General features: G+C 69.4%; 12 protein-coding genes and 1 tRNA gene. 6 read left to right on the forward strand and 7 right to left on the reverse strand.

Annotation, left to right across the window (positions count from 1 at the left end):
• Nucleotides 1-16: 16 nt before the first annotated feature.
• Both grpE and dnaK read right to left on the reverse strand, forming a co-directional pair.
• Nucleotides 17-733: a nucleotide exchange factor GrpE gene (grpE, locus tag F603_RS0121400; RefSeq protein ID WP_019548005.1), complete on the reverse strand. Its 717-nt coding sequence runs from the start codon at nt 731-733 to the stop codon at nt 17-19.
• The gene (gene dnaK / locus F603_RS0121405) at nt 730-2,601 is read right to left on the reverse strand and encodes a molecular chaperone DnaK (protein WP_019548006.1); all 1,872 of its coding nucleotides are present in this window, start codon (nt 2,599-2,601) and stop codon (nt 730-732) included. Before dnaK ends, grpE begins: the two co-directional genes overlap by 4 nt.
• A 348-nt stretch (nt 2,602-2,949) precedes the next feature.
• Between dnaK and F603_RS0121410 the strand changes: the two genes are divergently transcribed.
• The 4 genes from F603_RS0121410 (at nt 2,950) to F603_RS0121425 (ending at nt 7,785) form a co-directional block, all read left to right on the forward strand.
• The gene (locus tag F603_RS0121410; RefSeq protein WP_019548007.1) at nt 2,950-5,253 is read left to right on the forward strand and encodes a (Fe-S)-binding protein; all 2,304 of its coding nucleotides are present in this window, start codon (nt 2,950-2,952) and stop codon (nt 5,251-5,253) included.
• 201 nt (nt 5,254-5,454) lie between these two features.
• Nucleotides 5,455-6,363: an MEDS domain-containing protein gene (locus tag F603_RS0121415; protein ID WP_019548008.1), complete on the forward strand. Its 909-nt coding sequence runs from the start codon at nt 5,455-5,457 to the stop codon at nt 6,361-6,363.
• Nucleotides 6,357-6,821 carry an ATP-binding protein gene (locus F603_RS0121420; protein WP_019548009.1) on the forward strand — a complete coding sequence of 155 codons (465 nt, stop codon included), beginning with the start codon at nt 6,357-6,359 and terminating at the stop codon, nt 6,819-6,821. Before F603_RS0121415 ends, F603_RS0121420 begins: the two co-directional genes overlap by 7 nt.
• Nucleotides 6,822-6,924: 103 nt before the next feature.
• On the forward strand, nt 6,925-7,785 hold the full coding sequence (locus F603_RS0121425) for a Yip1 family protein (RefSeq protein WP_019548010.1): 861 nt from the start codon (nt 6,925-6,927) through the stop codon (nt 7,783-7,785).
• A gap of 60 nt (nt 7,786-7,845) precedes the next feature.
• On the opposite strand, the gene F603_RS0121430 is transcribed toward F603_RS0121425, so the two are convergent.
• From F603_RS0121430 to F603_RS35435, 5 genes are all read right to left on the reverse strand, one after another.
• Nucleotides 7,846-9,390, reverse strand: coding sequence for a ricin-type beta-trefoil lectin domain protein (locus tag F603_RS0121430; protein WP_019548011.1), 1,545 nt, complete (start codon nt 9,388-9,390; stop codon nt 7,846-7,848).
• A 184-nt stretch (nt 9,391-9,574) separates the two neighbouring features.
• Nucleotides 9,575-9,859, reverse strand: coding sequence for a hypothetical protein (locus F603_RS0121435; protein ID WP_019548012.1), 285 nt, complete (start codon nt 9,857-9,859; stop codon nt 9,575-9,577).
• Nucleotides 9,860-9,979: 120 nt separating this feature from the next.
• Complete coding sequence (locus F603_RS0121440) at nt 9,980-10,477, reverse strand: phosphoribosyltransferase (protein WP_019548013.1); 498 nt, start codon at nt 10,475-10,477, stop codon at nt 9,980-9,982.
• A gap of 31 nt (nt 10,478-10,508) precedes the next feature.
• A complete protein-coding gene (gene dcd, locus F603_RS0121445; protein ID WP_016906055.1) occupies nt 10,509-11,084 on the reverse strand; it encodes a dCTP deaminase in 576 nt (191 codons plus the stop codon).
• Nucleotides 11,085-11,255: 171 nt separating this feature from the next.
• Complete coding sequence (locus tag F603_RS35435; RefSeq protein WP_016906056.1) at nt 11,256-11,420, reverse strand: hypothetical protein; 165 nt, start codon at nt 11,418-11,420, stop codon at nt 11,256-11,258.
• Between the two features lie 335 nt (nt 11,421-11,755).
• On the opposite strand from F603_RS35435, the gene F603_RS0121455 reads away from it, so the two are divergent.
• Nucleotides 11,756-11,826, forward strand: a tRNA-Gly gene (locus tag F603_RS0121455).
• Between the two features lie 505 nt (nt 11,827-12,331).
• Entirely contained in the window at nt 12,332-12,598 is a 267-nt protein-coding gene (locus tag F603_RS32555) for a hypothetical protein (protein WP_019548014.1), read from the forward strand.

The raw sequence follows: 12,598 nt of genomic DNA on the forward strand, positions 1-12,598 counted from the left end.
GTGGCACGGGCTGCGGTCAGCCCTCCTCGGGCCCACCCGACTCCTCTTCCTCCGCGCGCTCGCCCTCGGCAGCACCCGCCGACTGCTGTGCGCCCGGCTGCGGTTCGGCGACACCCACCCTGGCGGGGCGGATCGTACGCTCGCCGATTCGGTACCCCGGCTGCAGGATCTGCACGCACGTCGTCTCCGTGACGTCCGGGGAGTACGAGTGCATCAGCGCCTCGTGGACCGTCGGGTCGAAGGGTTCGCCCTCCTTGCCGAACTGCATCAGGCCCATCTTGGCCGCCACGGTCTCCAGCGACTCGGCGACCTGCTTGAAGCCGCCGACGAGTTCGCCGTGGTCCCGTGCCCTGCCGATGTCGTCGAGGACCGGGAGCAGCTCGGTGAGCAGGTTGGCGACCGCGGTCTCCTTCACCGCGGCGCGGTCCCGCTCGACCCTGCGGCGGTAGTTCTGGAACTCCGCCTGGAGCCGCTGGAGGTCCTGGGTGCGCTCGTTGAGCGCCGTGCGGACCTGGTCCAGTTGGGCCGTGAGTGCCGCGGCCTCCTGCGCCTCCGGGCTCTGCGGCGCCTCCTGCTCGGGAGCTGCCTCGCCTGCTGTGTTCGTTTCCCCGTCCTGCCCGGGGCCGGCCCCGGCGGTGGGCGCCGGGGTCTCGTGCTCGTCCGGCTGCGCCGGTCCGGGCTCGGCGGGGACGTCGGGCTCCTTCTTGTCGAAGCCCGGACTCTCCTCCGTCACGCCGCACCGTCCTTCGGCTTCTGCTGGTCGTCGTCGACGATCTCGGCGTCGACGACGTCGTCCTCTGCCTTGCCGCCGGCCTGCTCACCGGTGGCCTCGGCGCCCTCGGCGCCGCCCGCCTGCGCCTGCTGCGCGTCGGCGTAGAGCGCCTGGCCCAGCTTCTGGCTCGTCGCCGCGACCTTCTCGCTCGCCTCGCGGATCGCGGCGGTGTTGTCGCCCTCCTCCTTGAGCTGGGTCTTCAGCTCCTCGACGGCGGACTCCACCTCGCTCTTGGTGTCGGCGGGGACCTTCTCCTCGTTGTCCTTGAGGAACTTCTCGGTCGTGTAGACGAGCTGCTCGGCCTGGTTGCGGGTCTCGGCGGACTCGCGGCGCTTGGCGTCCTCGTCCGCGTACTGCTCGGCCTCGCGCATCATGCGGTCGATGTCGTCCTTCGGCAGCGCGGAGCCGCCGGTGACGGTCATCTTCTGCTCCTTGCCCGTACCGAGGTCCTTCGCCGCCACGTGCATGATGCCGTTGGCGTCGATGTCGAAGGTGACCTCGATCTGCGGGACGTTGCGCGGGGCCGGCGGGAGGCCGGTGAGCTCGAACATGCCGAGCTTCTTGTTGTACGCCGCGATCTCGCGCTCGCCCTGGAAGACCTGGATCTGCACCGAGGGCTGGTTGTCCTCGGCGGTGGTGAAGGTCTCCGAGCGCTTCGTCGGGATCGTGGTGTTGCGCTCGATGAGCTTCGTCATGATACCGCCCTTGGTCTCGATACCGAGGGAGAGCGGCGTGACGTCGAGGAGCAGGACGTCCTTGACCTCGCCCTTGAGGACACCGGCCTGGAGCGAGGCGCCGATGGCGACGACCTCGTCCGGGTTGACGCCCTTGTTCGCCTCCTTGCCGCCGGTGAGGTCCTTGACCAGCTCGGCGACGGCGGGCATACGCGTCGAGCCGCCGACGAGGACCACGTGGTCGATCTGCGAGAGCTCGATGCCCGCGTCCTTGATGACGTTCTGGAACGGGGTCTTGCAGCGGTCGATGAGGTCCTGGCTGAGCTGCTGGAACTGCGCCCTGGTCAGCTTCTCGTCGAGGTGGAGCGGGCCCTCGGCGGACGCGGTGATGTAGGGGAGGTTGATCGTGGTCTCGGTCGACGAGGAGAGCTCGATCTTCGCCTTCTCCGCGGCCTCCCGGAGGCGCTGGAGCGCCATCTTGTCCTTGGAGAGGTCGACGTTGTTGGCCGCCTGGAACTGCTTGACGAGGTGGTCGACGATGCGCTGGTCCCAGTCGTCACCGCCGAGCTGGTTGTCGCCGTTGGTGGCCTTCACCTCGACGACGCCGTCGCCGATCTCCAGCAGCGAGACGTCGAAGGTGCCGCCGCCGAGGTCGAAGACGAGGATGGTCTGGTCGTCCTTCTCCAGCCCGTAGGCGAGGGCGGCGGACGTCGGCTCGTTGACGATGCGGAGCACGTTGAGGCCCGCGATCTCGCCGGCCTCCTTGGTGGCCTGGCGCTCCGAGTCGTTGAAGTAGGCCGGGACCGTGATGACCGCGTCCGCGACCTTCTCGCCGAGGTAGGACTCCGCGTCCCGCTTCAGCTTCTGCAGGATGAACGCGCTCATCTGCTGCGGGTTGAAGTCCTTGCCGTCAAGGTTGATCTTCCAGTCGGTGCCCATGTGGCGCTTGACCGAGCGCACGGTGCGGTCCACGTTGGTCACCGCCTGACGCTTGGCGACCTCGCCGACGAGCACCTCGCCGTTCTTCGCAAAGGCGACGACGGACGGCGTGGTCCTGGCGCCCTCGGCATTGGTGATGACGGTGGACTCACCGCCTTCGAGAACACTGACGACGGAGTTCGTCGTACCCAGGTCGATGCCGACCGCACGAGCCATTTCGGGTTCCTCCATGAATCTGTTGAGTGAAGCTGACTCAAGAGTGCCTTACTACGAGCCGTGCGTCAAAAGACATGAGCGCAGGACGCTCAACCCTCTTGTGGCCCACCTACGCAGGGGCAAGGGAAGACCGCGCACGGTCATTGCGCACGATGGCGTGAAGACCCGGCACGAGCGACGCAGATCACCGCTCGGCCGCCTACTGTGCGCAGGAGCGAGTGAGTAGTCTCGACGGGATGGGTTAAGTTACTGCTTAGTAAGTGCAGTTCAGGGTGCGGCCGCCGACCGCTCACGTGCACCCCGAAAGCTCGCCCGAAGCACCCGCTCTCGAGGCCCGAGGAGCCGTCCATGCAACTCGCCGCGATCATCGTGTCGTTGGTACTCGCCGTGGTGGGCGTCGCGTTGTTCGCCCGTGCCATCGCGCAGATCTTCCAGGCCGTACGGCTGGGGCAACCAGTACCAGCGGGCTCGCGCACGGACGAGCCGTGGCAGCGCACCGTCACCCTCCTCCGGGAGTTCCTCGGGCACACGCGGATGAACCGGTGGGGGATCGTGGGCGTCGCCCACTGGTTCGTCGCCGTCGGCTTCCTGACGCTGGTGCTCACGCTCATCAACGCGCTCGGCCAGCTCTTCAAGGCGGACTGGCTGCTGCCGGTCCTCGGGAGCTGGCTGCCGTACGAGCTCTTCATCGAGTTCATCGGCACGATGACGACACTCGGCATCCTCACCCTGATCGTCATCCGGCAGCTCAACCGCCCCGGGAAGGCCGAGCGCAAGTCCCGCTTCGCCGGCTCCAAGACCGGCCAGGCGTACTTCGTCGAGGCCGTCATCCTGATCATCGGCGTCTGCATCATGCTGCTGCGCGGACTGGAGGGCGCCCTCCACCACGTCGACGGGTACACGGCGGCGTACTTCCTCTCCTACCCGCTCGTCGCCGCCTTCGACGGGCTGAGCACGGGGGCGCTCCAGAACCTCGTCTACCTCGTCGCGATGGTGAAGATCGGCACCTCCTTCGTCTGGATGATCACGGTCGCGCTGAAGACCAACATGGGCGTGGCCTGGCACCGGTTCCTCGCCTTCCCCAACATCTGGTTCAAGCGCGAGGCCCGCGGCGGGAACGCGCTGGGCGAGCTCCAGCCGATGACCTCGGGCGGCAAGGAGATCGACTTCGAGACCGCGCTCGACGAGGACAACGAAGAAGAGGTCCGGTTCGGCGTCTCGGCCGTCGAGGACTTCTCCTGGAAGGGCCTGCTCGACTTCTCGACGTGCACCGAGTGCGGCCGCTGCCAGTCGCAGTGCCCGGCCTGGAACACCGGCAAGCCGCTCTCGCCGAAGCTGCTGATCATGTCGCTGCGCGACCACGCGCACGCCAAGGCGCCCTACCTCCTCGCCGGCGGCGGCAAGACCATGGAGGGCGAGGAGAAGGCCACGGCCGAGCAGTTGGCGGACGTGCCGCAGTCCGCGCTGGACGAGGCCGAACGTCCGCTCATCGGCACCGCCGAGGAGGGCGGCGTCATCGACCCGGACGTGCTGTGGTCGTGCACGACCTGCGGTGCGTGCGTCGAGCAGTGCCCCGTCGACATCGAGCACGTCGACCACATCGTCGACATGCGCCGCTACCAGGTGATGATCGAGTCCGCGTTCCCCTCCGAGGCCGGGACGATGCTCAAGAACCTGGAGAAGAAGGGCAACCCCTGGGGGTTGGCGAAGAAGCAGCGGCTGGAGTGGACGAAGGAGCTCGATTTCGAGGTGCCGGTCGTCGGCAAGACGATCGAGGACCTCACCGAGGTCGAGTACCTCTACTGGGTCGGCTGCGCCGGCGCCCTGGAGGACCGTGCGAAGAAGACGACCAAGGCGTTCGCCGAGCTGCTGCACATCGCCGGCGTCGACTTCGCGATCATGGGCGGCGACGAGAAGTGCACCGGCGACTCCGCACGCCGCCTCGGCAACGAGTTCCTCTTCCAGCAGCTCGGCGAGGAGAACGTCGCCAACCTCAACGCGGCCTTCGGGGAGGACGACTCCGCGGAGGAAGGCGGGGACGCCTCCACCAAGAAGCCCAAGGCGTCCAAGAAGATCGTGGCGACCTGCCCGCACTGCTTCAACACCCTGGCGAACGAGTACCCGCAGCTCGGTGGCGAGTACGAGGTCATCCACCACACCCAGCTTCTCCAACACCTCGTCGACGAGGGCAGGTTGGTGCCCGTCACCCCCGTCGAGGGACTGATCACCTACCACGACCCCTGCTACCTCGGCCGGCACAACAAGGTCTACACGCCCCCGCGCGAGATCATCGCGAAGGTGCCGGGGCTGAGGAGCGAGGAGATGCACCGCCACAAGGAGCGCGGCTTCTGCTGCGGTGCCGGCGGCGCCCGGATGTGGATGGAGGAGCGCATCGGCAAGCGCATCAACAACGAACGCGTCGACGAAGCCCTCTCCCTCGACCCGGACATCGTCTCCACCGCCTGCCCGTTCTGCCTCGTGATGCTCACCGACTCCGTCAACGGCAAGAAGAACGACGGAGCAGCCAAGGAGGACCTCCAGGTCGTGGACGTCGCCCAGCTCCTCCTCGACTCCGTCAAGGCACCCACCGACCCGGCAGGCGACGAGGACCCGGCCGGCGCACCCGAGCCCGAGCCGACGCCGGCCGGCTGACGCCCGCTGCGGCGCCTGAACGGACCGTGGCCGGAACCGTCTTCTACGGTTCCGGCCACGGCTCTTTCTTGTAGCAGCGTGGCCAGATCCGATCAGTATGTGTGCAGCTCACGCCAATCCCCGACCGTGGGATACCGACAGCCGCGCCCCGCGCCTAGCCTCCCCTCAGCGAAGCCGCAACAGCGCGAGGAGGCGACCGAAGTGGCGGACCACCCAGGTTGCGACGTCCGTACCATCCCGGTCCAGCGGATACGCCCGGGCGACCACGCCTTCGCGGCGTACCGCGACGAGGCGGCGAAGTGGGCGCTGCTCGGCGCGTTCGTCCACCACGGCCTCGCCGAGGGCGAGAAGGTGCTCGCCCTGCTCGACCCCGCCGTCACGGCGGACGAGCTCCTCGACCGGCTCGGCCCCGAGAGCGGCAACCTCCGACGGGCCTGGGGCAGCGGCCAGTTGGAGCTCACCTCGATGCGCGCGCTGCTCCACCCGCACCGCCGGTTCACCGCCGCGCGGCAGTGGCAGCGGCTCGCCGAGGAGTCCCGACTCGCCGTCACACAGGGCTACTCCGCCGCCCGCGCCTACATCGACATGGTCTGGGTCGCCGACCTCGGCATCGAGGCGGCCGACGTCGCCGCATACGAGCACGGCGCGCGGCAGCTCTTCACCGGGCACCCCTACAGCGAGGTCTGCGCGTACGACGTCAACGCCTTCGCGCCCGAAGTCCTCAGCGCCGCCCACGAGTTGCACCCGGTCCACCTCCTCGGCGATATCGGGACTCTCCTCGCCACGCACGCCGCGACGGACACCGGCGACCCGGCCGTCCGCCTCGTCGGCGAAGCCGACATCGCGACGGCGGAGGAGTTCGCCGCCGCCCTGCACACCGCCTTCGCGCGGCGCGAGCAGCACCCCGCGCCGCGCCTCCACGTCGACCTCACCGGGCTGCACTTCCTCGGCGCCGGCTGCGCCGCGCTGCTGCTGCGGCTCGCCTCCACCGCGGGGGCCGTCGACGTGGTGTGCACGACGATCCAGGACCGCATCCTGCGCCGGCTCGGTGCCGCCGGAATCCCCTCGCTGACCCTGCGCACCGCGCACGGAGAGGAGCGCCGATGCTGACACCCGAACTCCTCTGCCGCCTCCACTTCACCCTCCGCGACCTGCCGCGCGTCCGTATCGAGGTCGACAGCTGCGCCGCGTGGGCCGGCCTCGACGAGCCGCGGCGCGGGGAGTTCGTCGTCGCCGTGGACGCCGTCGCGGCCAACGCCGTCGAGCACGCGGGCGGCGAAGGACGGCTGCTGCTGCGGCAGTTGGGGGACGAGCTGGAGTGCCAGGTGACGGACTCGGGGCCCGGATTCACGGAGGACGTGATCCCCGAGGTGCTGCCGGGGCTCGACGGCGCGTCGACGGGACGCGGCCTGTGGCTCGCCCGCCTCGTCACCGACGGCCTCACCATCGCCCCGGCCGCGAACGCCACCGGCTGGCCACGCGGCGGCGAAGAGCCGACGGGCTCCGTCGTCACCCTCGTGATGCGCCTTCCGGGCGGCGAGCGGGAGCGCGGACGGGACGGCGAGTGAGCCGGGGCGGCCGACCGGCGGGATGTCACAGGTCAGCAGCGATATCCGGCCTCGTCTCCGCTGGACGGCCTCGGCCGCCGTACGACGCGGTACGTTCGGGGGCGTGGCTGGTTTCAGGAGCGGACGGGGCCGGGATTCGGGCTCCGCACAAGGGCGTCAGTACCCCCAGCAGCAGTACCCGTACGGGCAGCAGCAACCCCCGTACGGGCAGCAACCAGCGCCCGGCGCCTGGCCGCAGGCCGGCCAGGGGCAGTACCAGGGCCCGCCGCAGCCGCCGGGCGGCCCCGGTCAGCCCGAGTACTTCGGCCCCCCGCAGGGCGGCGACCCGTACGCCAACTCCCCAGGCCACACCCAGTCGTTCAGCGTCCAGGACCCGTACGGGCAGGGCGGCTACCACGACGGCGTTCCCGAGCCGCCGCCCGGTCCGCGGTTGTCCTGGAAGGAGCTGCTGAGCGGCATCGTCCTGCGGCCCAACCGCACCTTCTGGCAGATGCGCGACTACCCGGTCTGGGGCCCCGCGCTCCTCGTCACCTTCCTCTACGGCCTCCTCGCGGTCTTCGGCTTCGACAAGGCCCGCGAGGACGCCATCAACACGACGATCTCCAGCGCCATCCCGTACGTCCTCACCACGGGCATCGCGATGGTCGTCGCAGGGCTGCTGCTCGGCATCGTCACACACACCCTCGCCCGGCAGCTCGGCGGCGTCGGCTCGTGGGCGCCGACCGTCGGCCTCTCGATGCTGATCATGTCGCTGACGGACGCGCCGCGGCTCGTCTTCGCGCTCTTCCTCGGCGGCGACGCCTCGCTGGTGCAGTTGATCGGCTGGCTCACCTGGATTGCGTCGGGCGTCCTCTTCACCTCGATGGTGAGCCGCTCGCACGACCTGCCCTGGCTCAAGGCGCTCGGCGCCTCGGCCATCCAACTCCTCGCGCTGCTCTTCCTGATCAAGCTCGGCACCTTCTGACGCCGACCCCGCAGCCGGGGCCCCGCCGCCATGGCGGGGCCCCGGCGCGTGGGGGGTGGTTCAGGCGAACCGCTGGCTCTCCGAGCCGTCGCAGGCGGCCAGGCGCGCCTGCTCCTCGGCGCCGGGCAGCGTCACGCACAGGCCGGTGTCGTCGGCTGGACGGAACGTCCCGTCCTCCCGTACCAGTCGCTGCGCCGACGCGTCCGCCGCGCAGTCGCCGAGGACGAGGCCCGCGCCCTCGGCGACCTCGCCGTCGACCTGTACGCACCTGTCGTGGGTGAGCTGCGTGTAGAGGGAGCGGGAATCCTCGTCGTACCACCAGCCCTGGTTGCGCTGGTCCTCGCCGCAGGACCAGCCGCGGACCTGCGTGCCCACGGCGGACTTGGCGCCGTCGGCGTCGAGGCAGTTCCCCGTGGCCGCGTTGGTGAGCGGCGCGAAGACGTCGTCCCAGGCGTGGTCGTACAGGCGCGGAGTGCCCGAGCCGTCGGGGTCGGCGCAGGACGCCTCGCGGCTCTCCGTGCGGTACATCGCGGTGAGGCAGGCGGCGAAGGCGCCGTGGCCGCGCTCGTTGGGGTGGAAGGACTGCCGGACCGAGTTCTCGTCCGGCGGGAACGGATTGCTCAGGTCGACGTGGAGCCCGCGGACCCAGGTGTTCTCCATGCAGACCTCGTGCCCCTGCATCAGCCGCGAGAGGTCGAGGTACTCGGTGCCGGCCCGCTTCGCCGCCTCGCGCAGCCCCCTCTCGAACGGCGGGACGGCGCCGTCCCTGCCCCAGCCGGAGTCGCTCGTGTAACCGGTGCAGCCGCCCGGGAGCTTGCCGGGGAAGTTCGGGTTGTCCTTGATGTCCGGGCCGATCGGGCTCGGGTAGCCGAGCAGGACCAACTGGTAGTCGTCGTCGGCGTATCCGGCGTCCGACATCACCGTGCGCAGGTCCTCCAGCGTGCGCTCGACCTTCGGGACGAGTGCGTCCACGCGGTCCTGCCAGCCGTCCTCGTACTTCCCCTGGCACGGGCCCTGGAGGGTGAACCAGCGCACGATGCAGTCGGTCAGCACGGGAGCGAACTGGAGGTCGTCGTTGGCACCGACGAAGACCTGGACCTGCTCCAGCCGCGTGTTCCGCGCCTTGACGGCGAGGTTGTCGGACTGCACCAGCTCGTCGTCGTACTGCTTGCTCCCGCCGATGCGCACGTTCTCGGTGTTGGCGCCCGAGCAGGCGACGTTGTACGTCACCTCCGCGCCGATCCCCGTACGGTGCACGACGGAGTCCGGGGAGCGGTGGCACCAGTTGTCGGGCCCGTCGGTGCCCGGCTCGTACGTGCCGACGCCCTCGCCCGATATCTCGGAGTCCCCGACGGAGACGAGCGAGGTCTTGCGCTCGTCCATCGGCCGCTCCGCAGGGTCGCCGTAGAGCTCCTCCGCCTCGGCCGCCCGGATCTTCTCCAACTCCGGTGGCAGCGCGGACGATTGTGCGGCCCCGCGCTCACCCGCCGCCCGCTGCGTCTCCGCTCCGGCACCTTGCGCCGTCGCGAGGCCCAGTCCGCTACACGCCATCCACGCCATCAACAGGGCCGCCGCGGTCGCGACGGCCTTTCTCGCACGTGCCATGAGGTGGTCCCCCTCCGGCTGCGTCTTCGGTTACCCGCGGTTTCTACCGGCAGGTAGACGGCGAAGGGAAGACTTCACACCACGAACGACGATTTCCGTCAAACACGTTGAGCAGGGCGACATCACGCCCAAAAGAAACGGGCAACCGCGATTACCGCCCCCGCCCCTCGGGCATCCTGCGCCGCTACTCCTCCGACCGCCGCTCCCCGTGGTAGTGCTCCGGATACCCGTACTGCTCGTACGCCTCCTCGCGCTCCTCGTGCTCCCTCTCCAGCCGATCGGGCGGCGGAGCCACGGGGTCCGGATGCGGGGTCTCACGCGGCAACGGCCCGAGGTGATGCTCCGACTTGTGGTGCACGAGGTGCGGCGCGGCCTGCTTACCCACGGTCTGCGCGTTCACCAGGTGAATCACCGTCGCCGCGACGAGGATCATCACCACGATCGCGCCGACCTGGACGAGTGTCTCCATCGCTCACCCTCCGGGGAGAGTCGCACTGACGCGGAAGCGTCACGGCCCCGGGTATCCCGCACGTGCGAAAGTCAACCCCGAGCAGCACCCGTCACGCTGCGTCGACGCACGCCGCGAAGCTCAGGCGTCGAGCACCTGCCCGTCGCGCGGGACCACCGGAGGCTCCACGCTCCAGGGGAAGTTGATCCACTTCTCGGTGCGCTTCCAGACGTACCGGCAGGCGACGAGGGACTGCGGCTTCTCGTAGATAACGGCGGTGCGGACCTCGGCCGCGTGGCCCTCGCAGAACTCGTAGACGAGCTTGAGCGTCCGGCCGGTGTCCGCGACGTCGTCCGCGACGAGGATGCGCTTCTCGGAGAGGTCGACGGCGTTCGGCAGCGGCGGGAGCATTATCGGGACGTCGAGGGTCCTGCCGACCCCTTCGTAGAACTCCACGTTCATCACATGGAGGTTCTTGACGCCGAGCGCGTAGCCGAGGCCGCCGGCGACGAAGAGGCCCCCGCGGGCGATGGAGAGGATGATGTCGGGCTCGTAGCCGTCGTCGGCGACGCTCTGCGCCAACTCGCGCACGGCCTGCCCGAAGAGGGGGTACGTCAGGTTCTCTCGCTCGTCGCTCACGGGCTTGCTCCGCTGCCTCTCGCTCTGGCCGTCAGACCTGCGTGCGGTGGAAACTCAGGTAGGAACGCGAGGGCGTCGGCCCTCGCTGGCCCTGGTAGCGGGAGCCGTAGCGGGGCGAGCCGTACGGCTCCTCGGCCGGCGACGTCAGCCGGAACATGCACAGTTGCCCGATCTTCATCCCCGGCCAGAGCTTTATCGGCAGCGTTGCGACGTTCGACAGCTCCAGCGTGACGTGCCCGGAGAACCCCGGGTCGATGAAGCCCGCGGTGGAATGCGTCAACAGGCCCAGCCGGCCGAGGGAGCTCTTGCCCTCCAGGCGCGAGGCGAGATCGTCGGGAAGCGTGACCACCTCGTACGTCGAGGCGAGGACGAACTCCCCGGGGTGGAGGATGAACGGCTCACCCTCCTCGCTGGTGATCAGCCGCGTGAGGTCGGGCTGTTCGACGGCCGGGTCGATGTGCGGGTAGCGGTGGTTCTCGAACACCCGGAAGTAGCGGTCCAACCGGACGTCGACGCTGGACGGCTGGACCATCGTCGGCTCGTACGGCTCGATCCGCACCCGGCCGTCGTCGATCTCGGACCGGATGTCCTTGTCTGAGAGAAGCACGGACCGAGAGTACGCGTACGAAACGGGGCCGGCCCAATCGGACCGACCCCGTGACAGGGCGCACCGCCGACGGCACTGTCGGCTACCCCGAACCTCTGCTGCGGCGCCCGCTGTTCGCCGTCCGCTCGCTGTCTGTTCGCCACGGCGGACGGGGGCCGGCCGCACCGTTCCTCAGCGCTTGCGGTGCGCCACGGGAACGGCCTGGCGCAGTCGGCCGCAGCGCGGACATCTCAGCAGCCGACCGGGACCGATCCGGTTCGCGCCGAGGTTCTGCATCGGGAACGTCGAGGTCTTGAACACGTGCCCTTCGGCGCACTCCACAACGGTGGACTCCATCGGCACCCTCTCCCCAAGTACGTGGACGACAAATGCCACATTAGGGGATGCTCCGGACCAGCTCGGAGGCGGCGCTCCGCCTCCACCGTACGCCTCGGAACTCCCCCCGAAGCAACGTCACGAACACCCCGCCCCGCACCCTCACACACCCCCGCCCCGCCCTGACAACCACCACCGACTCCACACCACCCGAAGGCCGTTCACCCAGCCCACGGACACCACCGAACACATTCACCCCCGTCTCCCCCGACAACGAGAAGGTCCCTCGCTCTGTGCAGCGAGGGACCGGCATGGGGTAGAGTATCGGAGGCCGAGCCGGACAACTCCGGCTTTGCGCGGGCGTAGTTTAATGGTAGAACATGAGCTTCCCAAGCTCAGAGCGCGGGTTCGATTCCCGTCGCCCGCTCAGCGAGGAACCCCCGGGCCATGCGCCTGGGGGTTCTTGCGTGCGCGACCGGTTCAGCGCTGCGTGCCGGAAAGCCCGTCGCCGCTTTCCGCGTTGGCCTTCCGACGCTCGGCCCTGACGAGTGCGTCCAGTTCATCGGCGACCTCACGCTGACGGTCGTCGGTCGGAGTGCGGATAGGTCAGCACTCCGACCGACGACTGGCCGGTGCGGGACGGGGTGTCCTTCAGCGTGGTGTCGGACCGGGTCGGCAAGATTGCCCGGTGTGCCGACTCTCGACGAACGCGGTGGAGCGCGAGAGCTAGCACGGCTTGCGCAAGGGGCTGAGTGTCCGCGAGACAGCGGTGCTCGCCGTGCCGCTGATCGGCGTCGTCACTGTCGTCCACGAATAGGCTGCGTACGCCTCGCTCAAGGGGCAAGCGACCTCCCGGGTGCTCGGCCTCCTCCCCGACGGGACCGTGCAGGGCTTCCCGGGCGACTCGGAACCCGGCCGATCGACGTCGGGTCGTGCTGGAGCACTGGAAGACCCACGACTACCGCGCACAGGTCCACCCGGCGACGCTGTGCGCGCGCAAGGAACTCCTCCTCGCGCTCGGCGGATGGACGGCACTTCCGGTCGCCGAAGACACCGCAGCTCCTGCTCGCAGCTCAACGCGGTTGCCACCGGCTGGTTTCACCGAAGTCGGGCTGCACTACCGGAAGTGGGAAGGCCAGATGACCGCCCACTCTTCCCACAGCGAGCAGGCCGAACGCGGCGCCCGCCGCCCTCGGTAG

This window comes from Streptomyces sulphureus DSM 40104, from assembly GCF_000381025.1.
Classification (GTDB): Bacteria; Actinomycetota; Actinomycetes; order Streptomycetales; family Streptomycetaceae; genus Streptomyces; species Streptomyces sulphureus.